Source organism: Pseudomonas sp. PDM30, assembly GCF_019218985.1.
Lineage (GTDB): Bacteria > Pseudomonadota > Gammaproteobacteria > Pseudomonadales > Pseudomonadaceae > Aquipseudomonas > Aquipseudomonas jessenii.
This window is the reverse complement of the sequence record NZ_JAHUWM010000001.1, coordinates 765,145-788,398: the sequence shown is the minus strand read 5'-3', so window position 1 is coordinate 788,398 and position 23,254 is coordinate 765,145. Positions and strand designations below refer to the sequence as shown.

18 protein-coding genes are annotated in these 23,254 nt (G+C 59.2%); 10 read left to right on the top strand and 8 right to left on the bottom strand.

Features of this window, described 5'->3' with window-relative positions:
• The first annotated feature begins 126 nt into the window (after window positions 1–126).
• The 4 genes from KW840_RS03660 to KW840_RS03645 all read left to right on the top strand — a co-directional run bounded on the left by KW840_RS03660 (window position 127) and on the right by KW840_RS03645 (window position 8,036).
• Complete coding sequence (locus KW840_RS03660; protein WP_057713832.1) at window positions 127–519, top strand: response regulator; 393 nt, start codon at window positions 127–129, stop codon at window positions 517–519.
• A 245-nt stretch (window positions 520–764) separates the two neighbouring features.
• Window positions 765–1,391: a response regulator transcription factor gene (locus KW840_RS03655; RefSeq protein ID WP_057713831.1), complete on the top strand. Its 627-nt coding sequence runs from the start codon at window positions 765–767 to the stop codon at window positions 1,389–1,391.
• 8 nt (window positions 1,392–1,399) lie between these two features.
• Window positions 1,400–5,041, top strand: coding sequence for a transporter substrate-binding domain-containing protein (locus KW840_RS03650; RefSeq protein WP_218494468.1), 3,642 nt, complete (start codon window positions 1,400–1,402; stop codon window positions 5,039–5,041).
• A gap of 49 nt (window positions 5,042–5,090) precedes the next feature.
• Window positions 5,091–8,036, top strand: a complete 2,946-nt coding sequence (locus tag KW840_RS03645; RefSeq protein ID WP_218494467.1) for an HD domain-containing phosphohydrolase — start codon at window positions 5,091–5,093, stop codon at window positions 8,034–8,036.
• On the opposite strand, the gene KW840_RS03640 is transcribed toward KW840_RS03645, so the two are convergent.
• Entirely contained in the window at window positions 8,037–8,519 is a 483-nt protein-coding gene (locus KW840_RS03640; protein ID WP_057713828.1) for a GAF domain-containing protein, read from the bottom strand.
• Window positions 8,516–9,406, bottom strand: a complete 891-nt coding sequence (locus KW840_RS03635; protein WP_057713827.1) for an ATP-binding protein — start codon at window positions 9,404–9,406, stop codon at window positions 8,516–8,518. Before KW840_RS03635 ends, KW840_RS03640 begins: the two co-directional genes overlap by 4 nt.
• Before the next feature lie 123 nt (window positions 9,407–9,529).
• On the opposite strand from KW840_RS03635, the gene KW840_RS03630 reads away from it, so the two are divergent.
• Window positions 9,530–11,893: a response regulator gene (locus tag KW840_RS03630; protein ID WP_218494466.1), complete on the top strand. Its 2,364-nt coding sequence runs from the start codon at window positions 9,530–9,532 to the stop codon at window positions 11,891–11,893.
• Here the strand turns inward: KW840_RS03630 and KW840_RS03625 are convergent.
• The 3 genes from KW840_RS03625 to msrB form a co-directional block, all read right to left on the bottom strand.
• The gene (locus KW840_RS03625) at window positions 11,877–12,338 is read right to left on the bottom strand and encodes a MarR family winged helix-turn-helix transcriptional regulator (RefSeq protein WP_057713825.1); all 462 of its coding nucleotides are present in this window, start codon (window positions 12,336–12,338) and stop codon (window positions 11,877–11,879) included. The genes KW840_RS03630 and KW840_RS03625 overlap by 17 nt on opposite strands.
• A complete protein-coding gene (locus tag KW840_RS03620; protein WP_056727098.1) occupies window positions 12,335–12,820 on the bottom strand; it encodes a glutathione peroxidase in 486 nt (161 codons plus the stop codon). The genes KW840_RS03625 and KW840_RS03620 overlap by 4 nt, the downstream gene beginning before the upstream one ends.
• Window positions 12,821–13,015: 195 nt before the next feature.
• Window positions 13,016–13,411 carry a peptide-methionine (R)-S-oxide reductase MsrB gene (msrB, locus tag KW840_RS03615; RefSeq protein ID WP_218494465.1) on the bottom strand — a complete coding sequence of 132 codons (396 nt, stop codon included), beginning with the start codon at window positions 13,409–13,411 and terminating at the stop codon, window positions 13,016–13,018.
• A 226-nt stretch (window positions 13,412–13,637) separates the two neighbouring features.
• Between msrB and KW840_RS03610 the strand changes: the two genes are divergently transcribed.
• Both KW840_RS03610 and htpX read left to right on the top strand, forming a co-directional pair.
• Window positions 13,638–14,849: a pyridoxal phosphate-dependent aminotransferase gene (locus KW840_RS03610; protein WP_007973513.1), complete on the top strand. Its 1,212-nt coding sequence runs from the start codon at window positions 13,638–13,640 to the stop codon at window positions 14,847–14,849.
• A gap of 316 nt (window positions 14,850–15,165) precedes the next feature.
• Window positions 15,166–16,056: a protease HtpX gene (gene htpX, locus KW840_RS03605; RefSeq protein WP_007973520.1), complete on the top strand. Its 891-nt coding sequence runs from the start codon at window positions 15,166–15,168 to the stop codon at window positions 16,054–16,056.
• Window positions 16,057–16,237: 181 nt separating this feature from the next.
• Here the strand turns inward: htpX and KW840_RS03600 are convergent, their stop codons facing one another.
• Window positions 16,238–16,894 (bottom strand): thiopurine S-methyltransferase, encoded by a 657-nt coding sequence (locus KW840_RS03600; RefSeq protein WP_218494511.1) that lies wholly within the window; start codon window positions 16,892–16,894, stop codon window positions 16,238–16,240.
• Between the two features lie 102 nt (window positions 16,895–16,996).
• Here KW840_RS03600 and KW840_RS03595 point away from each other — a divergent pair, with 102 nt between their 5' ends.
• Window positions 16,997–17,764 carry a class III extradiol ring-cleavage dioxygenase gene (locus KW840_RS03595; protein ID WP_218494464.1) on the top strand — a complete coding sequence of 256 codons (768 nt, stop codon included), beginning with the start codon at window positions 16,997–16,999 and terminating at the stop codon, window positions 17,762–17,764.
• Between the two features lie 219 nt (window positions 17,765–17,983).
• Here the strand turns inward: KW840_RS03595 and KW840_RS03590 are convergent, their stop codons facing one another.
• Entirely contained in the window at window positions 17,984–19,657 is a 1,674-nt protein-coding gene (locus KW840_RS03590; RefSeq protein WP_007973525.1) for a DEAD/DEAH box helicase, read from the bottom strand.
• Between the two features lie 422 nt (window positions 19,658–20,079).
• Between KW840_RS03590 and KW840_RS03585 the strand changes: the two genes are divergently transcribed.
• Window positions 20,080–20,871: a crotonase/enoyl-CoA hydratase family protein gene (locus KW840_RS03585; protein WP_218494463.1), complete on the top strand. Its 792-nt coding sequence runs from the start codon at window positions 20,080–20,082 to the stop codon at window positions 20,869–20,871.
• Between the two features lie 106 nt (window positions 20,872–20,977).
• Here the strand turns inward: KW840_RS03585 and KW840_RS03580 are convergent, their stop codons facing one another.
• Complete coding sequence (locus KW840_RS03580) at window positions 20,978–21,733, bottom strand: spermidine synthase (protein ID WP_102672544.1); 756 nt, start codon at window positions 21,731–21,733, stop codon at window positions 20,978–20,980.
• A gap of 150 nt (window positions 21,734–21,883) precedes the next feature.
• On the opposite strand from KW840_RS03580, the gene KW840_RS03575 reads away from it, so the two are divergent.
• Window positions 21,884–23,230, top strand: coding sequence for a class II 3-deoxy-7-phosphoheptulonate synthase (locus KW840_RS03575; RefSeq protein WP_057713820.1), 1,347 nt, complete (start codon window positions 21,884–21,886; stop codon window positions 23,228–23,230).
• Window positions 23,231–23,254 lie beyond the last annotated feature (24 nt).

The following is a 23,254-nucleotide window of genomic DNA, read 5'->3' as shown; positions in this document are numbered from 1 at the left end:
CAGCATCCAACTGCACTCAAGTTTCGTCGAATTGCCCTACAGCACATGGCGAGCAAACTGATCGCTTGCCCGGTACTCTCGCGGAACAATCGCCCTCCCTTCCGTTCGACAGATGAAGTGCGCGCCATGGCCGAAGACGATCTACGCATCCTCGTGGTGGAAGACCATCCCTTCCAACTGATAGCCACTCAATGCCTGCTGGAAAGTTATGGCTTCACCCGACTGACGACCACCGACAGCGCCAAAGGCGCCCTGCTGCAACTGCTCGGGGCCGACCAACCGTTCGACATCCTTTTATGCGATCAATGCCTGCCCGACCTGACGGGACTCGATCTGGTCCGGTTCGCCAGCCAGCGAGGGTTGATCAGGCAGGCGATCATTCTCAGTAGCCTGACGACATCTGAACTGGATGAGCTTGAAAAAACGGCCTCTGAACAGGGGCTGCCATTATTGGGTTATTTGATAAAACCACTGAAACAATCTGAATTTAGAGACTTGTTGACCTCAGCACCACTATAGAAAAAAACATATAAAAACTGACAAACATACATTGAAAAGCTTACAAACTACTTCCATTTAAAGCACACCCGCATGCTGGACTTCTTTCAGCCTTCCTAATAAGAAACCTAGTTAATACGTAGTCCCATTCTTTTTCATCTGTAGGATTTTTCCTATATTGCTGCTACAGACTGGTCAGTTCATGCGTCCCTCCAAGCATCTGAGCTATGGTGCGCGCTTTATTTGAGCTCGCATGGGACTTGATTATGAACTCCGTTTTTATTGTCGACGATCACCCGGTTATCCGCCTTGCCGTTCGAATGTTACTGGAACATGAAGGTTACAAAGTCGTCGGCGAAACTGACAATGGGGTCGATGCCATGCAGATGGTTCGCGAATGCATGCCGGACCTGGTCATTCTCGACATCAGCATTCCAAAACTGGATGGCCTGGAAGTGCTATCCCGATTCAATGCAATGAGCACCCCTCTTAAAACCCTGGTACTGACAGCACAATGCCCGACACTTTTCGGAATTCGTTGCATGCAATCGGGTGCATCGGGCTATGTCTGCAAACAGGAGGACATCAGTGAACTGGTCAGCGCCATAAAAGCGGTATTTGCAGGTTACAACTATTTTCCGAGCGAGGCTTTGAACCCCATCCGCGGAGATGAAACACGCTGCATGGAACTGGAACTGTTCAAATCCGTAAACGACCGGGAACTGATGGTCTTGCAACTTTTTGCCCAAGGCCGCACAAACAAGGAAATAGCCAAGGGCATGTTTCTGAGCAACAAGACCGTGAGCACCTACAAAAAGCGCCTCATGCAGAAACTCAAAGCCAAATCCCTGGTTGAACTGATCGAGATGGCAAAACGTAACGCACTCGTGTGAGAACCTGGATGCCCAGACGTTTGAAGGTCTATCTGATTCAATTGACCGCAGGTCTATGCGTGAGCACCTCGTTGTTCGGGGCACCGGGCAATGAAAACTACACGCTGCTCAGCCGCTCGAAGGTCGGAGCGCTGGAGGTTCGGCTGGATGAATCCCAGCGACAATGGATCAAACAAAAAAACCAACTGACGCTCGGTACGTCGGCCCCGGACTATCCCCCATTCGACCTGACCACCAGTGGTCAGGACTATGAAGGTTTTACCGCCGATTACGCCGGTCTCCTGGAAAAAGTAACCGGTCTGCCCGTCACGGTTCAGCGTTTCGATTCCCGAGGGGCCGCGATCTCTGCGCTGGAAAATGGCGAAGTCGATCTGCTCGGCACCGCCAATGGATTCGAAGCTGGCAACGCCGACATTGCACTGTCCATACCCTATGCCGTCGACCAACCCGTATTGGTCACCCGCGAAGGGGAAACACGATCCCTCACCGATGGCCTGGCCGGATTGCGCCTTAGCATGGTGTATCACTACTTGCCGCTGGCGGAAGTCAAGGCGTTGTATCCGAAGGCGATCATCACGTCTTATCCGTCCTATCAGAATGCGATCAATGCCGTTGCTTTCGATCAGGCGGACGTGTTTCTCGGTGACACCATTTCAACTCACTACATGATCAACAAGGGGTATCTGAACAACATCCGCATGGCCAACTTCGGCAAACATGAAGCCTTTGGTTTCAGCTTCGCCGTCAACCGGAACAACCCTGAGCTGCTCGGCATCATCAACTCCATGATCACGGCCATCCCCTCCAGTGAACGAGAAAACATCGCCAAACGCTGGAGCGCCGGTAGCGACATTCTGCTGACCGATCAAAAGCTGCAACTCACTGACCGCGAAGAACGCTGGCTGAGCCACCACCCGATTGTGCGCGTTGTCGTCAACGAAGCCTTTGCGCCACTGACATTTTTCGATAGCAATGGCAATTTTCGCGGGGTCACCGCAGATTTGCTTGAGCTTATCAGGCTGCGTACCGGCTTGCGCTTCGATATCCGGAGCAGTCGAAGCGATGACGAGATGATCAAACAGATCAAGGACAACAAGGTAGATGTGATCGCCGCGTTGCTCCCCAGTGCCGAACGTCAAACCCAGCTGAACTTTACCCGCCCCTTTCTGGAAAATTCCTACGTCCTGCTGACCCGCAAGGCCGCCGACAGCTCGACCAACCTCGCGCAGCTACAGGACAAGCGCCTGGCCATTGCCCGCGGCAATCCAATCATCGATTACCTGCGCAGAGAGTTTCCCCGAATCAATTTGATCGAAACCCCGGACACCTTCAGCGCCGTGGAGTTGCTCGCCGAAGGCCAGGCAGAGGGCGCGGTGAACTCACTGGTCATTGCCAATTACTTTATTTCCTCGCGGCTGTTCGAGCACACATTGCAAATCAGCACCACCATCGGCACCGAGCAGGCAGCGTTTTCCCTTGCCACCGCTCGGGGCGCCAAAGAGCTGAACGCCATTCTCGACAAGGCATTGCTGAGCATCTCGCCGGAAGAACTGGGCATCATCAACAGTCGCTGGCGCGGCTATTCAGCGTCCTCGCAAAGCAACTGGCGCAACTATCAAAGACTGTTCTACCAAATCGTCATCGGTGCCGGCGTGTTATTGCTGATTTCCATTGCGTGGAACGACTACATGCGACGCCAGATCAAGCAGCGCAAGGCCGCCGAGCGTGCGCTGAACGACCAGTTCGAGTTCATGCGATCGCTGGTCAATGGCACGCCCCATCCGATCTACGTACGTGATCGCCAGGGGCTGCTGCAAAGTTGCAACGACAGTTACCTGCAAGCGTTCTGCGCCCGGCGTGAAGATGTCATTGGCAAAAGCGTCATGCAGGGATCGATGAGCAATGTGTTCGAAGCCCGGGAGTACCAGGCCGACTACCAGCGCGTAGTGGCCGAGGGCAGACCGTTGATCGTCGATCGCGAGCTGCACATTGGTGGCCGGCGGCTGACGATCTATCACTGGATTCTTCCCTATCGGGATTCCAGCGCAAAAGTGCAAGGCATTATCGGTGGCTGGATCGACATCAGCGAACGGCGGCAACTGCTCGACGATCTGCGTTGCGCGAAAGAACGCGCCGATAACGCCAACCGGGCCAAAAGCACGTTTTTGGCCACGATGAGCCATGAGATCCGCACGCCGATGAATGCAATCATCGGCATGCTTGAACTGACACTCAAGCGTCTTGATCATCAGCACCCGGAGCGTCCGGCCATCGATGTCGCGTACAACTCGGCGAATGGGTTGCTGGAATTGATCGGCGACATTCTCGACATCGCCAGAATCGAATCAGGACGCTTGAGCCTGACTCCGGAGCGGGTTGATCCGGGTGAACTTGTGACCTCGGTCGTGCGGATTTTCGAAGGTCTGGCCCGACAGAAGGAACTCGAGCTGCTGCTGGAGTTTTCATCGGCGAACCCGACCTTCGATGTGTTGCTGGACCCATTGCGCTTCAAACAGGTGCTGTCCAACCTGATCAGCAATGCCATCAAGTTTACCGAGCAAGGCCAGGTCCGGGTCATTGTCGACCTGCACCCGGCAACGCAACCTGAGCATGTGCAGATGCGGGTGCAGGTTCACGACAGTGGTATCGGGATCAGCGAACAGGATCAACAACGCCTGTTCGAACCCTTCGCTCAGGCCGACCACGCCATGCAATCGGCCAGGGGAGGCGCAGGGCTGGGGCTGGTGATCAGTCGCAATCTCTGCGAGATGATGGGCGGCAGCCTGCAATTGCGCAGCGAGCCGGGCATCGGTACCCAAGTGGAGGTGTTGCTGCAGCTGGAAACGTTGCCGCTGCAACAGTCGGCCCGTGCGGTCGAAACCCAGGTCGTCGTCGCCACAACCCCATTGAATGTTCTGGTAGTCGACGATCACTCGGCCAATCGATTGCTCACGTGCCAGCAACTGGAGTTTCTTGGGCATCGATTTACCGTCGCGGCCGATGGACAGGAGGGATTGGAGGCATGGAAGGACCAGCCTTTTGATCTGGTGATCGCCGATTGCAACATGCCGGTCATGAACGGTTATGAGCTTGCCCGTGCCATTCGCCAGCATGAGCGACAACTCCATCGTCCTCCCTGCACCGTTCTCGGCTTTACCGCCAACGCCCAACCGGAAGAAATACAACGCTGCAAACAGGCTGGAATGGACGACTGCCTGTTCAAACCCCTCAGCCTCGGAGCCTTGAGTCAATGGGTGCAAGGCATTGAACCAACCCATGTAGCCCCGGCGTTCAGCCTTCACGGGTTGAAACTGCTGACCGGGGGCAACCCGAAATTGAACCGACGATTGCTGAACGAGTTGGTGAACAGCAACCGCCAGGATTTGCCAACGCTGCTGTCGCTATCCAGCTCTGGGGATACGCAAGCGCTGCAGGACATTGCCCACAAAATCAAAGGCGCAGCCCGGATAGTACAAGCCTCCCGACTGATCGACCGCTGCGAGGCACTCGAAGCCGCCTGTCATGAGGATTCCGATCGCGAAAAAGTGGCCGGATGCTGCAAATCCATGGAGCGCACCATGCTCGAACTGGAGGACGCGTTGCTACGTCAGATCGAGCATTACGACGAAGGCAAACTGCCAGAGCCTTAACTATGCTTGGTCCCTCAGCGGTGTGTTGACCATCATGGAGAAACCCGCAATGCCTGACCCACTGCGCACGGATCCACGTCGGTTTCCGCTGCATGTCCATATCAGCGTGATGTTCACCTTTTTGCTGTTGCTGACCGGGGCGGTGCTTGGGCTTTTCAACTACCGGCAAACCACACAGATCATCTTGTCCAGCAGCGAAAAACTCTTCAACCGCATTGAGCAGGATGTCCGCCTGGACCTGCACGCGACCTATGACCCCATTCGTCATCTGTTGAGCCTGCTGGCACTCAATCCGGCGGGCCAGTCCCCTGATCTGGAACAGCGCCTGGCACTGCTCGAACCGTTCAGCCAGTCACTCGAGGACAACCCCAACCTGGCTTCACTGTACCTGGGCTACGACAATGGTGACTTTTTCATGGTCCGCCCGCTGCGCACCCCGGAGGTCAAAGCCCTGGTCAAGGCTCCGGACACGGCGGTTTTCCAAGTCTGGAGCATCGAGCACGACAGCAACGGCCAGCCCCACTCCCAGTCGTTGTTTTTCGACCGGAGCCTGGCACTTGTCAGCCGTCAGGACAACCTGAACGACACGTACGACCCACGCAACCGCGCCTGGTTTACCAGCGCCCGCGGCGACAACGACCAGATCACGACCGAACCCTATATCTTCTTTTCCACCCACAACATCGGCACGACGCTGGCACGACGCAGCGGCGACAAGGCAATCCTGGCCGCCGACCTGACTCTGGCCGAACTCAGCGCGACCCTGGCCAAGCACGTCGTGACCCCCAGTACCGAAATCGTGCTGTTCGATGCCGAAGGCAATGCCATTGCCTACCCCGACAGCCGCAAGCTGATCATCGATGATCAGACGTCCCGCCTGGTCAAGGCGGCGGACCTGAGCCCCGGCCTGGACGCGTTGCTCAATAGTCCCCCTCAGGGCAGTCGCCTGAACGCCAACGGCCGGCAGTGGATCGTGGCCCGCAGCCGCATGCAGGAAGGCGGCCCCCAAGGCCTGCAATTGGCGCTGCTGGTACCGGAAGACGAGTTGCTCGTCGACGCTTACCGGATGCGCTGGCAGGGTGCGCTGATTACCCTGGCAACCTTGCTGTTATGCGTGCCGTTGGGTTGGCTGACATCAAGAATCCTGGTCAAACCCTTGCGCGCCCTGGTGCAGGAGGCCGATGCGATTCGCAGTTTCGATTTCAATTTTCCGCTTTCCCGTCGCTCGCCGGTGCTCGAAGTCGACCAGTTGAGTGTGTCGATGGCACGAATGAAAGACACCCTGGCGAGCTTCTTCCAGATCACTGACAGCCTCAGCGCCGAAACCCGTTTCGCCCCGCTGCTGGAACGGGTGTTGTTTGAAACCGTGAAAATCGGCCAGGCCCAGGCCGGCCTGATCTATCTGCGCGAAGGTGATGGCCAGCACATGAAACCCCACGGACTGGTCATCAATAACACCGCCGAGAACCTGCAAGACTTCGACATCCGCGGACACTCGCTCGAGAACCCGCAAAGCCCCCCATGGCTGCACCAGTTGGCCAACGTCGACAATGTCGTCAGCAACCTGGGGTTCGAGCAGGCGGGTGATCTGCAGAAAATCCTGCTCGCGCTGGAAAGTCCTCGGGTCCATCTGATCGGGATCCGCCTGCACAATCGCCACAACGAAACCGTGGGTCTGCTGGTGTTGCTCTTGGCCGACAGCGGCGAGCAGAGCGATCTGGACAAGCTGCGGCCGGACCGCATTGCGTTTCTCCAGGCGGTGTCCGGCGCGGCTGCCGTGTGCATCGAAAGCCAGCGCCTGCAAGCCCGGCAAAAACAGCTGCTGGACGCCTTCATTCAACTGCTGGCCGGCGCCATCGACGCCAAAAGCCCCTACACCGGCGGCCATTGCCAGCGCGTGCCGGAACTGACCCTGATGCTCGCCCAAGCGGCGGCAGCGAGCCAGGAGCCCGCCTTCAGCGCCTATCAGCCGACCGAAGATGAATGGGAGGCACTGCACATCGCCGCCTGGCTGCACGATTGCGGCAAGGTCACCACCCCGGAATATGTCGTCGACAAAGCCACGAAGCTGGAAACCCTGACCGATCGTATCCACGAAATCCGTACCCGCTTCGAGGTACTCAAGTGCGATGCCTGGATCAGCTACTGGCGGGGCATTGCCTTGGGCGGTGACGAGCAACCGTTGGCGGAACTGCGCAATGCCAGCCTGGCCGGACTCGATGATGATTTCGCCTTCGTTGCCCGCTGCAACCTCGGCGGCGAAGCCATGGCCGACGCTGACCTGCAACGCCTGCGCCGCCTGGCTGAACGAACCTGGACCCGGACCCTGGATGACCGGCTGGGCGTGTCCTGGGAAGAAAACCGGCGTCAGGCCCGAACGCCCGCCCCCAACCTGCCCGTCAGCGAACCGTTACTGGCGGACAAACCCGAGCACCTGTTCGAACGCAGCGAAAACGAAGTGATACCGCAAGACAATCCCCTGGGCTTCAAGCTCGACGTTCCGCCCCACAAATACAACCGGGGCGAGTTGTACAACCTGAGCATTGTCCGGGGCACCCTGACGAGCGAGGAGCGGTATGTCATCAATAACCACATCGTTCAGACGATACTGATGCTCAACCATCTGCCGTTCCCCGAGCACTTGCGCAGCGTCGCGGAAATAGCCGGCGGGCACCACGAAAAAATGGACGGCACCGGGTATCCGAAACGCTTGAAGCGAGAAGAAATGAGCTTGCCGGCGCGGATGATGGCGATTGCCGATATTTTCGAAGCGTTGACGGCCGCCGACCGCCCCTACAAAAAAGCCAAGACCTTAAGCGAGGCGCTGGGCATCATGGCGTTCATGTGCCGTGATGCCCACATCGACCCGCAGCTGTTCGGGCTGTTCATCAAGGCACAGATCTATTTGCAGTACGCCAGGCGCTTCCTCGACCCCGGGCAGATCGATACGGTGGACGCGTCGGGCCTGCTGACCAAGGCCGGCCTGGCGTCTTGATCAGCAGTCGGTCAGGCGCAGGAAAATCGCCGCCAGCTGTTCGATTCCAGCCTGGTCCTGCGCGGTGAAGCGCGCGAGTTTCGGACTGTCGAGGTCGAGCACACCGATCAATCGGCCGTCCTTGACCAACGGCACCACCAGTTCGCTGTTCGAGGCGCTGTCGCAAGCAATGTGACCGGGAAAAGCGTGCACATCTTCGACTCGTTGAGTCTGCAGGGTGGCTGCCGCCGCCCCGCAAACGCCACGACCGAACGGAATCCGCACGCAAGCGATCTGCCCCTGAAACGGGCCCAGCACCAGTTCTTCATTACGGTTGAGGTAAAAACCGGCCCAGTTCAAATCATCGAGTTGATTGAACAGAAACGCCGAGAACTGTGCGGCATTGGCGATGAAGTCCCGCTCGTCCGCCAGCAATGATTCCAGCTGCGCGTGTAGCATGCCGTAGCCTTCGAGGCCCTGGCCGCTCTTTTGTAAATCGATCATGCCTTGTGCTCCAACAGTTTCAGCCCGACCCAGTAACGGGCAAATTGATAGGCGCAACGCCCATTGCGGTTGCCTCGGCCGGTGGCCCAACGTACCGCCAGAATGTCCAGTTCTTCGGTGCGCTGCCACGCCAGTCCGGCCTTGCCGGCCAACTGGCCGATCCAGTGCTCGACGACGTCGAGGAAGTGTTCCTGGGTAAACGGATAGAACGACAGCCACAGGCCGAAGCGGTCCGACAGTGCGATCTTGTCTTCCACCGCCTCACTCGGATGCAGTTCGCCGTCGACCCGTTTCCAGTTTTCGTTGTCACTTTCCTTTTCCGGCACCAGGTGGCGACGGTTGGACGTGGCGTACAACAAAACGTTGTCCGGCGCCTGTTCCAGGGAGCCATCAAGGACGCTCTTGAGCACTCGGTAATCCCCCTCGCCCGACTCGAACGAGAGATCATCGCAAAACAGCACGAAACGCTGGGGCAGTTTGCCGATCTGTTCGACCACCCGCGGCAGGTCTGCCAGGTGATCACGTTCAATCTCGATCAAGCGCAAACCGGCGTGAGCGTGTTCGGCCAACAAGGCGCGCACCAGCGACGACTTGCCGGTGCCGCGCGAGCCCCAGAGCAAGGCATGGTTGGCTGGCATGCCGTCAAGGAATTGCCGGGTATTGCGCCCAAGCTGCTCGACTTGCCGGTCGACGCCGATCAGGTCCGACAAACGCATGTCGAGGCTGACCTCCAGCGGCATCAGATAACCGCCGCGCGACTCACGCTGCCAGCGCGCGGCCAGGCATTGCGTCCAGTCGATGGCTGGCCGTGGCGCCGGCAGCAACGGCTCGATACGGGCCAGAACGGCATCGGCGCGTTCAAGAAAAGCATTCAATCGGGAATCCACGACTTCTCCTCGGGCACGTTCACAGTAATGATGGTGATACAGCGACGAAACACAGCGTCACACAAGCGGCTACCCCCGCGGTACAGCCCTCGCGAGAACATCAGCAGGCAGGCATGATCGACTATGCTTGAGCAGCGAAAGGAAACGGAAGTGGTTCACCCCCCCATGGACATCAAATTCACCAACCGGCTGTCATTCAAGCAAGCCCGGCTTACCGTGCTGGTCGGTTTCATTCTGGGCACGCTGCTCAGCCTGCTGCAAATAGGCATCGATTATGCCAGTGAAGACGCCTCCATCAATCGTGAAATCCTTTCATTGCTGGAAATCAGCCACAACCCGGCCTCGCGAATCGCCTACAACATCGACGCCGAACTCGCCAAGGAACTGACCCTGGGCCTGCTGCGCTCGCCAGCGATCATTAGCGCAAAACTGATCGACAACAACGGCACCGTGCTGGCCAACGTCAAGCGACCCGGTGTGGAAAACGGTTACCGGATGCTCAGTGACTTCCTGTTCGGCGCCAGCCGACAGTTCGAAGACCGGCTTTACCTGGATAATTTACCCAACGAATCCCTGGGTACGCTACGGCTGAAAGTCGATACTTACTCCTTCGGCAACCGGTTCCTGCGCCGGGCCGAAGTGACCCTGCTCAATGGCTTCGCCCGCAGCCTGCTGCTGTCCGGCATCCTGCTGGCGCTGTTCTATGTGATGCTGACCAAACCCCTGGTGCGGGTCATCCGTGAACTCAGCGGTCGCGACCCGAGCAGCACCGAGGCGACCTCGCTGGAGTGTCCCGCCGGGCACGCCAACGATGAGATCGGCGTGCTGGTCAAGGCTGCCAACCAGCAATTCAGGAACATCGCCACCGAAATCCAGCAGCGGCGCAATGCGGAAAACCGCCTGACCGAATATCTTGGCCAACTGGAAAACATCGTCTCGGCCCGCACTGCCGAACTCAAGGCGATCAACGACCGGCTGAGCCAATCCAACGAGGAACTGGAAGCCGCCCGCAGCACAGCACTGGACATGGCCGAAGCCCGCTCGGTGTTCCTGGCCAACATGAGCCATGAAATCCGCACGCCCCTCAATGGCTTGCTCGGGATGATCGCGCTATCCCTCGACGGACCGCTCAATGCCGAACAACAGCAGCAACTGTCGATCGCCCATGATTCGGGCAAAGTGCTGGTGGAATTGCTCAACGATATTCTCGATTTGTCGAAGTTCGATGCCGGCCAACTCGAACTCGAACACATCCCCTTCGACCTGGGTTCGCTGATCGAAGACACCGCCAACCTGTTGTCGCAGAACGCCGCCCCCAGCGTCGAACTGACCTGCCTGATCGATCCGTATTTCCCAGCACTGGTGCTCGGCGATCCGACCCGGGTGCGGCAGATCGTCAGTAACCTGCTGTCCAACGCCCTCAAGTTCACCCGTTTCGGGCGGGTCGACGTACGCCTGTCGACGTTTGGCGACGGCGTCAGAATCGAAGTCTGCGACACCGGCATCGGCATCCCTCAGGAGGCGCAGGTCAAGATCCTCCAGCCTTTCACCCAGGCCGGTGCCGGCATTACCCGTCAATTTGGCGGCACCGGGCTGGGCCTGGCCCTGACCTATAACCTTTGCGAAGCCATGCAGGGGCGTCTGACCATCAGCTCCGAGGCGGGTTTTGGCAGCCAGTTCTGCGCGGAGTTGCCATTGCCCAGCCATACCCGTGCAATGCCAGCTATTTCGCTCAGGGGCAAAGTCATTGCCATCACGGCCGCCAGCAGCGGACTGGGGGAACTGTTGAACAGCCTGTTGCCTGTCTGGGGGCTGGACTATGAACGGCGTTCCATGGATGACCCATTGCTTGGCCTGGCAGCCGACGTGCTCATCACCGACTGCCCCGAATGCCTGTTCAGTTTGCGCCCCACCCTCAGCGCGCCAATCCTGCTGATCACCGCGTATGGCAACTTCATGCCCAGCGAAGAGGTCAACGCACTCGCCCCCTTGCAACAGCAGGCCCGCCCTTTGGCCCGCAGTATGCTACTTCAAACGTTGCGCAGGATCCTGCAACCGCAAACCCAACCGGTCAACGAGGCTCGACTCGACACACAATGCCCGCAACGTCGCGGGCGCGTGCTGTTAGTGGAAGACAACCCGGTCAACCAGTTGGTGGCCAAGGGCATGCTCGGCAAACTCGGCTGCGAGGTCACCACCGCCGCTCATGGTGGCGAGGCACTGGATCAACTCGAGCAACGGGATTTCGACCTGGTGCTGATGGACTGCAACATGCCGGTAATGGACGGCTATGAAGCCAGCCGGCAAATCCGCCGCAGCGGACGCTGGCCACAACTGCCCATCGTTGCCCTGACGGCCAACGCCATGTCGGAGGAGCGTGAACGCTGTCGTGCCGCGGGTATGAGCGACTACCTGGCCAAACCCTTCCGGCGCGAAGAACTGGCCGCCCTGCTGGACCTGTGGATCCCCGCTATGACAGCGCCTTGATCTGCCCCAACAAGTGATCGAGGCCATCGCGCAATTCGTTGAGACGATTCAGATCGACCCCGCTGTCGCACAACAGGCGCGCCTTGAGTGGCCCAACCTGTTCGCGCAAGGCCGTGCCGGCTGGCGACAGGCTCAGGTGCACTTCACGTTCATCGCGCGCCGAACGCTGACGCTGCACCAGTTGCAGTTGTTCCAGGCGCTTGAGCAAGGGTGTCAGCGTGCCGGAATCCAGAGCCAAACGCTCGCCCAATGCCTTGACGGTCGGTTGCTCCGGGGTCGCTTCCTGCCACTCCCATAAAACCAGCATCGCCAGGTACTGAGGGTAAGTCAGGCCCAACTGATCGAGCATTGGCTTGTAGCCGCGAATCACCGCCCGGGATGCCGCGTACAGCTTGAAGCACAACTGGCTGTCGAGCTTCAGGGAATCAACTGACAAGGTGTTCATTTGAGCAGGGCTTCGATCTCGCGGGTCAGGTCCTGCGGCTTGGTCGCCGGAGCGAAGCGCTTGACCAGTTGCCCGTCCTTGCCGATCAGGAACTTGGTGAAGTTCCACTTGATGCCCTGGGAACCCAGCACCCCCGGTGCGCGCTTTTTCAATTGCACGAACAGCGGATGGGCATCGGCACCATTGACGTCGATCTTTTTGAACAGCGGGAAGCTGACACCGAAGTTCAGCTCGCAGAACTCGGAGATCGCCCCTTCATTGCCCGGCTCTTGCTTGCCGAACTGGTTGCAGGGAAAGCCGAGCACCACCAGGCCTTGGTCCTTGTAGGTCTGCCACAGCTCTTCCAGGCCTTTGTACTGCGGAGTGAAACCGCACTTGCTGGCCGTGTTGACCACCAACACGGCTTTGCCGGCGAAATCCGCCAGAGTCTTTTGCTCACCCTTGATCGTGGTGCAAGGAATGCTCAGCAGGTTGTCGCTCATGTTTGAGGTTCCGATTGAATGGAAGAGATAACAAAATAGCGAGCAATTGAATTGCGTGCAATTTAAATTATCGAACGCCAATCCACTGTAGGAGCGAGCTTGCTCGCGATGGACCAGAGAACAACTCGGGGCACCAGGCTTCCCGCGTTATCGCTGACGACCATCGCGAGCAAGCTCGCTCCTACAGGGCTCGCATTACACGCGCGGCACGAGGTCCAGGCACACTGAATTGATGCAATAGCGCAGGCCCGTTGGCGGCGGGCCGTCGGGAAAAACGTGCCCCAGGTGCGCGTCGCATTTGGCGCAGACCACTTCGGTGCGGATCATGCCGTGGCTGACATCACGGATTTCGGTCATGGCGCTGTCGCCGATTGGCGCGTAGAAGCTCGGCCAGCCGCAACCCGAGTCGAACTTGGTTTTGGAGTCGAACAGCGGCTCGTTACAGCAGATGCAGTGGTAGATACCGTCGGTCTTGGTGGCGTTGTACTTGCCGGAAAACGGTCGTTCGGTGCCTTTGAGGCGGCACACGTTGTACTGCTCCGGGTCGAGCATCGCCTTCCATTCTTCCAGGGTTTTTTCCAACTTGTCCATCATCACACCTCAGCGGCTGAAAAAGCCCGATCTGTACCTTTTCCACGGATCGGGCGGCACGTATGATTGCGCCTCGTCAAACGCCAGTCTGGCAGCCAGACCACGCGCATTCAAACGGAAATATGGGTGCTGCATCTCAAGGCGTCAGGCCTGTGTGAATACGCAGGATTCCCAGCACGGTTGCCCAAACGCCGTCTGGATCGTTCATTTTCGGGAACACATCGCCATGCAGGTCAGCAAATCGAACAAGCTCGCCAACGTCTGCTACGACATTCGCGGCCCGGTGCTCAAGCACGCCAAGCGCCTGGAAGAGGAAGGCCATCGCATCCTCAAGCTGAACATCGGCAACCCGGCGCCCTTTGGTTTCGAAGCACCGGATGAAATCCTCCAGGACGTAATCCGCAACCTGCCGACCGCCCAGGGCTACAGCGATTCCAAGGGCCTGTTCAGTGCGCGCAAGGCCGTCATGCAGTACTACCAGCAAAAGCAGGTGGAAGGCGTCGGCATTGAAGACATCTACCTGGGCAACGGCGTTTCCGAGCTGATCGTGATGTCGATGCAGGCCCTGCTCAACAACGGCGACGAAGTGCTGGTGCCAGCGCCGGACTATCCGTTGTGGACCGCAGCGGTAAGCCTATCGGGCGGTAACCCGGTGCATTACCTGTGCGACGAGCAAGCCAACTGGTGGCCAGACCTGGCCGACATCAAGGCCAAGATCACCCCGAACACCAAGGCCCTGGTAATCATCAACCCGAACAACCCGACCGGCGCGGTGTACTCCAAAGAAGTCCTGCTGGGCATGCTGGAACTGGCTCGCCAGCACAATCTGGTGGTGTTCTCCGACGAGATCTACGACAAGATCCTCTACGATGACGCCGTGCACATCTGCACCGCCTCCCTGGCGCCGGACCTGCTCTGCCTGACCTTCAACGGCCTGTCCAAGTCCTATCGCGTGGCCGGTTTCCGTTCCGGCTGGATCGCCATCTCCGGCCCGAAACACCACGCCCAGAGCTACATCGAAGGCATCGACATGCTGGCCAACATGCGCCTGTGTGCCAACGTGCCGAGCCAGCATGCGATCCAGACCGCCCTGGGTGGCTATCAGAGCATCAATGACCTGGTGCTGCCCCAGGGCCGCCTGCTGGAGCAACGCAACCGCACCTGGGAGTTGCTCAACGACATTCCGGGCGTGAGCTGCGTCAAGCCGATGGGGGCGCTGTATGCATTCCCGCGGATCGACCCCAAGGTCTGCCCGATCCATAACGACGAAAAGTTCGTCCTCGACCTGCTGCTCTCCGAGAAGCTGCTGGTGGTTCAAGGCACCGCTTTCAACTGGCCATGGCCAGACCACTTCCGCGTCGTGACCCTGCCCCGTGTCGATGACCTGGAGATGGCCATCGGACGCATTGGCGGCTTCCTCAAGTCCTACCGCCAGTAAGCGATCTGTCACCGTGCGACGTTCCCGAACGTCGCACGGTGATTCATCCGGCAACATTTGTTTGCATTGCGCCACTGACAGTCGCCTTGACCGCTGCCGGATCGCGCCCTGCCTGCTCGCGCCTAACAAAGGCGGGGCCTTCGACATGAATTGACTGACAAACACTTCCCGCATACTTGTCGGAAATACCCTGCAAGCAGCTAGACTGTTGCCGTAGGACACAGTTTGAAATAGTCACCCGGTTGAATACCCCGGTGCAGCACCTTATATACCCCGCAGTACGCCACATCTTTAGCATGAGGAGATTTCTACAACCATGATGCGCATCCTGCTGTTCTTGGCCACTAACCTGGCGGTCGTGCTGATTGCCAGCATCACCCTGAGCCTTTTCGGCTTCAACGGGTTCATGGCGGCCAATGGGGTTGACCTCAACCTCAATCAGCTGCTGATCTTCTGTGCGGTCTTTGGTTTCGCAGGTTCGCTGTTCTCGCTGTTCATCTCCAAGTGGATGGCGAAGATGAGCACCAGCACCCAGATCATCACCCAGCCACGCACCCGTCACGAGCAATGGCTGCTGCAAACCGTCGAGCAACTGTCTCGCGAAGCCGGGATCAAGATGCCCGAAGTCGGTATCTTCCCGGCCTACGAGGCGAACGCCTTCGCCACCGGCTGGAACAAGAACGACGCATTGGTCGCGGTCAGCCAGGGATTGCTCGAGCGCTTCTCGCCGGATGAAGTGAAAGCCGTCCTGGCCCACGAAATCGGTCACGTGGCCAATGGCGACATGGTCACCCTGGCGTTGATCCAGGGCGTGGTGAACACCTTCGTGATGTTCTTCGCACGGATCATCGGCAATTTCGTCGACAAGGTGATCTTCAAGAACGAAGAAGGCCAGGGTATTGCCTACTACGTGGCGACCATCTTCGCCGAACTGGTTCTGGGCATCCTGGCCAGCGCCATCGTCATGTGGTTCTCGCGCAAGCGTGAATTCCGTGCCGACGAAGCCGGTGCAAACCTGGCCGGCACCGCCGCGATGATTGGCGCCCTGCAACGCCTGCGGGCGGAACAAGGACTGCCGGTGCACATGCCCGACACCCTGAACGCCTTTGGCATCAACGGTGGCATCAAGCAAGGCTTCGCTCGCATGTTCATGAGCCACCCGCCGCTGGAAGAGCGCATCGACGCTCTGGCTCGTCGTCGGGGCTGATACACCCCACAGCAAAGCAAAAGGCCCGCAGCGATGCGGGCCCTTTTTTGTCTGCAGATTGCCGCGGTGCTCATTCTGGCCTCATCGCGAGCAGGCTCGCTCCCACACAGGTTCTGAGTCGCACACAAATTCACTGTGGGAGCGAGCTTGCTCGCGATGAGGCCAGTACAGCCAGCCACTATTACCGACTGGAAACCCGATAAACCCGCTCCTCAAGCCGCGTGACACCCGCCTCCAGGAATTTCCCGCTCTCGCTCAACACATCCTGATCTTCCAGGATCTTCAGCGCCCATGAGTCCCCGAACAACCGCCGCACCTCATCATCGAGCACAGCAAACGGCGGGCCGGGCATTTGCGCCTGGTCATAGTCCAGGGTAATCACCAGGCCGTGGGACTCCTTCGGCAATATCCGCTTCAAATGGGCGGCGTAGCGCTCTCGCATTTCCGCCGGCAGCGCGATCAACGCCGCGCGATCATAAAGCGCGGAGCAGTCGGCCACATCGCCTGCCGTCAGCTCGAAGAAATCGCCGCACCACAGCTCAATGGAACCTGCCCGATAAACCTTGAACGGCCCCTGCTCACTGATGGCCGGATCAAAGCCATGTTCGCTGAAAAACTCCTCGATGGCTTTTTCCGACAGTTCGACCCCCAAGACCTCATGGCCTTGATGGGCGAGCCATAGCAAATCCAGGCTTTTTCCACATAACGGCACCAACACGCGTGTGCCTGCTTCAAGGCTTAACGCCGGCCAGAACCGCTTCAGATGAGGGTTCACCTGCGGCAGATGAAAGCCGATCTGGTTCGCCGCCCATTTCTTGTGCCAAAACTCCGGCTGCATAAATAACCCCGAAAATTCGATCAAAACACTCTAAAACTTATATTAGATTTAGATTAATGATCTGACTGAAGATGTTGCATCTTAACTCTCAGGAGCTCATTCATGTTCCCCAGCTTGTACATATCCCACGGCTCCCCCATGCTCGCCCTGGAACCCGGCGCCAGCGGGCCGGCACTTGCCCGCCTGGCCGCCGAGATACCGAAGCCCAAGGCCATCGTGATTGTTTCCGCGCACTGGGAAAGCAATGAGCTGCTGGTCGGCGGCAATCCACAACCGGACACCTGGCATGACTTCGGGGGCTTCCCCAAAGCCCTGTTCGAAGTCCAGTACCCGGCTCCCGGTGACCCACGACTCGCCGCCGAGGTTGCCGAACTATTGAAAACCGCTGGCTTTGCTGCACGTATCGACAGCAATCGGCCTTTCGACCATGGCGTCTGGGTGCCTTTATCGCTGATGTATCCGCAGGCTGACATCCCGATTGTCCAGGTTTCATTGCCCACCCGTGGCGGTCCTGCCCTGCAGACCCGTGTTGGCCACGCGCTGACCAGCCTGCGCGAGCATGGCGTCCTGCTGATCGGCTCCGGCAGCATCACTCACAACCTGCGGGAACTGGACTGGCATGCCGGCCCCGAGAGCGTTGAGCCCTGGGCCCTGGCGTTTCGCGACTGGATGATCGACAAACTCGCAGCGAACGACGAAGCCGCGCTGCACGACTATCGCGCGCAGGCGCCAAACGCTGTACGCAATCATCCGAGTGATGAGCACTTGTTGCCGTTGTACTTTGCCCGCGCCGCTGGCGGGCAGTTCAGCGTTGCTCACCAAGGGTTCACCATGGGGGCGCTGGGCATGGATATTTACCGCTTCGGCTGACAGACAGACCGCGTCGCGGCCTTCGTCGGAACGCCGCCCGGAGCAAGCCCGCTCCCACATTTGATCGCATTCTTTCTGAAGTAACGCGGTCGCCTGTGGGAGCGGGCTTGCTCGCGAAGGGGCCACCGCCACTCTTCAGCCGGACTTGAACTGCAGGCAAAAAAAATCCCCGAACCAGTCGGGGATTTTTTATGTTCGATCAATCAGCCCGAGAGCGGATCAATCTTCGCGGTAGCGACGCAGCTTCAACTGCTTACCGGCAACGCGAGTGTCCTTCAGCTTGGTCAGCAACTTCTCCAGACCATCTTCCGGCAGCTCGACGAGGCTGAAGCTGTCACGCACCTGGATGCGACCGATCGCTTCACGCGCCAGGCCACCTTCGTTGAGGATGGCGCCCAGCAGGTTCTTGGCGGCGATACCGTCACGCGCGCCCAGCGCGGTACGGCAACGTGCACGGCCTTCGCCCAGTGGCATCGGAGCGCGACGCTCGCGGTCACCACGCTCAGGACGATCACCGGAACGCTCTGGACGATCGCCACGCGGTGCATTGTTCGGCACCAGTGGACGCTCTTTCTCGATAGCGGCCAGGTTCAGCGCTTGACCGTTGGTAGCCTTGCGCAGCAGGGCTGCGGCCAGGGCACGCGGGCTGCAACCGATGTCGGCGGTCAGGCGATCGAGCAGATCACCGTGGGTCGATTCGGCTTCAGCCACCAGCGGCGACAGGCTGTTGGTCAGCTTCTTGATGCGCGCATCCAGAACGGCTTGAGCGTCCGGCAGGCGAACTTCAGCAACCTTTTGACCGGTTACACGCTCGATCACTTGCAGCATGCGGCGCTCACGCGGAGTCACCAGCAGCAGTGCACGACCTTCGCGACCGGCACGGCCGGTACGGCCGATACGGTGAACGTAGGACTCTGGATCGTACGGCATGTCAACGTTGAACACGTGAGTGATGCGCGGAACGTCCAGGCCACGAGCGGCAACGTCGGTCGCCACAACGATGTCCAGACGGCCATCCTTGAGGGAGTCGATCACGCGCTCACGCTGGTTCTGGGCGATGTCACCGTTCAGCGCAGCGGCTTTGTAGCCTTTGGCTTCCAGGGCACTGGCCAGGTCCAGGGTCGCTTGCTTGGTGCGCACGAACATGATCAGGGCGTCGAAATCTTCCACTTCCAGCAAGCTGAGAACGGCCGAAGTCTTCTGGTCAGCGTGAACCAGCAGGTGAGCCTGCTCGATCGCGGTAACGGTCTGGGTCTTGCTCTGAATCTTGACGTGCTTCGGATCGCGCAGGTGGCGTTCGGCGATGGCACGGATCGATTGAGGCAAGGTGGCCGAGAACAGTACGGTCTGACGGGTTTCCGGCATGGCCTTGAAGATGACTTCCAGGTCGTCCATGAAGCCCAGCTTGAGCATTTCGTCGGCTTCGTCGAGAACCAGGTGGTTCACGGTCGCCAGTACTTTTTCGTCGCGACGCAGGTGGTCGCACAGACGGCCCGGAGTGGCGACAACGATTTGTGCGCCATTACGGATTGCTTTCAGTTGTGGGCCCATCGGCGCGCCGCCGTAGACAGCCACAACAGTCACGCCCGGCATTTGCTTGGCGTAGGTTTCGAAAGCGGTTGCAACTTGTAGCGCCAACTCACGAGTTGGGGCCAGGATCAGAGCTTGCGGCTCGCGCTTGGACGGATCAATGCGGTGCAGAATTGGCAGGGCAAAGGCAGCGGTTTTACCGGTACCGGTTTGCGCCTGACCAATCATATCGTGACCGGCGAGAATGATCGGGATCGACTGCTGCTGAATGGCCGAAGGCTCTTCATAGCCGGTAGCGACTACTGCAGCGACAATATTTGGATGAAGTTCAAGAGCGGCGAAGCCGCCGATTTCCTGGGTCATGGGTCTGCCTCTAAGTGCATCCGCAAAGACCCATGCTCCAAAGCTGCACATGCCGTGTTGAGACTCAAGAGTCGCCCTGGCAGCTTTGTCGGCGGGGATTTGCGAAAACGAATGAATGAAAAGAATCGTCAAGGAAGAGTCCGCTGGGCGGACGTGCAGCCGAAGCTGGCTTCGGGGAATTGCGCTACCTAAACGCGGCCCGGTTAAAGGCCGGCGCGCACTATACCGGAATTCGCCCAAAAAGGGAGCTTTTTTTATCGGAAATCCACCGGATACACCGTTGTGTAACAGGCTTTGCGAATAATCGGTCAGCCGTCTATTTTTCAAAGGCCCGGCCCTGCGGGTGATAGCGCTAAAACGGTTCACCCTTTGCCGTGCAGACCGCCGGTCTGGCACGCCTTCCCCACCCCGAGGACCGCTCCATGAATCAGCCCAGCTCCAGTCGAGTCAGCCGCGAACGGCATGGTCATGTGTTCCTGATCGGTCTGGATCGGGTGGCCAAGCGCAATGCCTTCGATCTCGACCTGCTCAACGCGTTGAGCCTGGCCTATGGCGAGTTCGAAGCCGACAGCGAGGCGCGGGTGGCGGTGGTGTTCGCTCATGGCGAACACTTCACCGCCGGGCTCGACCTGGTCAATGCCAGCGTCACACTGACAGATGGCTGGCAGGTTCCACCCGGCGGCTGTGATCCGTGGGCGGTGTTCGCAGGTCCCAGGGTCAGCAAACCGGTAATCGTCGCCGCCCAGGGCTACTGCCTGACCATCGGCATCGAGTTGATGCTGGCCGCCGACATCAACCTGTGCGCCAGCAACACCCGGTTCGCGCAAATGGAAGTGCAACGCGGAATCTTCCCGTTCGGCGGCGCCACCCTGCGCCTGCATCAAGTGGCCGGCTGGGGCAATGCCATGCGCTGGTTGCTGACCGGTGATGAATTCGACGCCCGTGATGCCTTGCACCTGGGTCTGGTGCAGGAGGTCATGGCCAGTGAGGACTTGCTGCCCCGGGCGATTGAACTGGCCGAACGGATCGCCCGTCAGGCACCGCTTGGGGTGCAGGCGACGCTGATGTCTGCGCGACAGGCCCGGTATGAAGGGGAAACCGCGGCGGCACAGGCGTTGCCGCAGCTAGTCAAGAAGTTGATGGCTACCGAGGACGTCAAGGAAGGTGTGCGGTCGATGGTGGAGCGGCGGCCGGGTGTCTTCAAAGGGCTTTAGCCTTGTATTGCCAGTAAGAAAGCTATCGCGAGCAAGCTCGCTCCCACAGGGGATCGCGGTCAAATGTGGGAGCGAGCCTGCTCGCGATGGGGCCATCACTGACAACTCAGGTAGCCGGGCGAATCGCCTTGATCAACGAATCCAGCGAGTACCCCAACCGCGGCGCCAGCGCTTCGGCGCGGGCGATCAGGCCATCCATGTCCAGTTCCTGGTCCAGCTCCGACGGCACGATCAGAATCACGTTGCCCTCCTTCACCGGCAGCTCCCAGTAATGTCGGTGATACAAACCGCGCAACAAGGCGGCGCCCAGGGGTTTGCCATCGTCGGTCGCCCACTGATTGATGACCAGCCAGCCACCCGGATTCAATCGCTTCTGGCAGTTTTCCAGAAAGCTCCATGCCAGATGACCGACACCCGGACCGACATCGGTATAAAGGTCGACGAAAATCAGGTCGGCCGACTCAGCGGTGTCCAGCAGTTCCAGCGCATCGCCAACGCGGATGTACAGGCGCGGATCGTCATCCAGCCCCAGATATTCAATAGCCAGGCGCGGTACGTCCGGGCGTAGTTCGATGGCTTCGACATCTTCCAGCGGCAGGAACTTGAGGCAGGCCTGGGTCAGCGTCCCGGCACCGAGGCCGAGAAACAGCGCACTTTCCGGTTGCTGGTGGCACAGCGCACCAATCAGCATCGCCCGGGTGTAGTCATACTCGAGCCAGCTCGGATCGGCCGTGAACACGCAGCTTTGCTCGATGGCATCACCGAATTCGAGAAAACGGTAATCGGCCACTTCCAGCACACGAATCACGCCGAACTCGTCCTGTACCTCGGCGAGCAGATGCTCGACGCGCTCCTCAGTCATTTCATCTCCTGATCGTCACCGGGGCCGGCAACGCAATAACACCGCGTGTAGAGAGCGGCAAAGGCGAGATTGTCGGCGAAGCGACAGGAACAGGTCACGCACTAATTTGCTGATAACATGGAGGTCCGAGCGAAAACACTAGAGACCGCGATGAGCCAACCCTGGAGCCCCGACAGCTGGCGCGCCTTGCCGATCCAGCAACAACCCCAATACCCCGACGCCGCGCATTTGCAGCAGGTCGAGCAGACCCTGGCAAGCTATCCGCCACTGGTGTTTGCCGGTGAAGCCCGGGAGTTGCGCCGTCAGTTTGCCGAGGTGACCCAGGGCCGCGCGTTTCTGTTGCAAGGTGGCGACTGCGCCGAAAGTTTCGCCGAATTCTCCGCGGCAAAAATCCGCGACACCTTCAAGGTGTTGTTGCAGATGGCGATCGTGATGACCTTTGCTGCCGGCTGTCCGGTGGTCAAGGTCGGGCGCATGGCCGGGCAGTTCGCCAAGCCCCGTTCGGCCAATGACGAAACCATCGATGGCGTGACCTTGCCCGCCTACCGTGGCGACATCGTCAACGGTATCGGTTTCGACGAAAAAAGCCGCGTGCCGGACCCGGAACGCCTGCTGCAGTCCTATCACCAGTCCACCGCCACCCTGAACCTGTTGCGTGCATTTGCCCAGGGCGGTTTTGCCGATCTGCACCAGGTGCACAAGTGGAACCTGGACTTCATTGCCAACTCGGCGCTGGCGGAAAAGTACAGCCACCTGGCCGACCGTATCGATGAAACCCTGGCATTCATGCGCGCCTGCGGCATGGACAGCTCGCCGCAGTTGCGCGAAACCAGTTTCTTCACCGCCCACGAAGCGCTGCTGCTGAACTACGAAGAAGCCTTCGTGCGTCGCGACAGCCTGACCAACGACTACTACGACTGCTCGGCCCACATGCTGTGGATCGGCGACCGCACCCGTCAGCTGGACGGCGCCCACGTCGAATTCCTGCGCGGGGTGAACAACCCGATCGGGGTCAAGGTCGGCCCGAGCATGAACCCGGACGACCTGATTCGCTTGATCGACGTGCTCAACCCGCAGAACGATCCGGGTCGCCTGAACCTGATCGCGCGGATGGGCGCGAACAAGGTCGGCGATCACTTGCCGCAGCTGATCCGCGCCGTCCAGCGCGAAGGCAAGCAGGTGCTGTGGAGTTCCGACCCGATGCACGGCAACACCATCAAGGCCAGCAGCGGCTACAAGACCCGCGACTTTGCGCAGATCCTCGGCGAGGTGAAGCAGTTCTTCCAGGTACACGAAGCCGAAGGCAGTTATGCCGGGGGTATCCACATCGAAATGACCGGGCAGAACGTGACCGAGTGCATCGGTGGTGCACGACCGATCACCGAGGATGGCTTGTCGGATCGCTACCACACCCATTGCGACCCGCGGATGAATGCCGATCAGTCGCTGGAGCTGGCGTTTTTGATTGCTGAAACCTTGAAGCAGGTTCGGCGCTAGATTTTGCTTCTCTGATAGACCGCC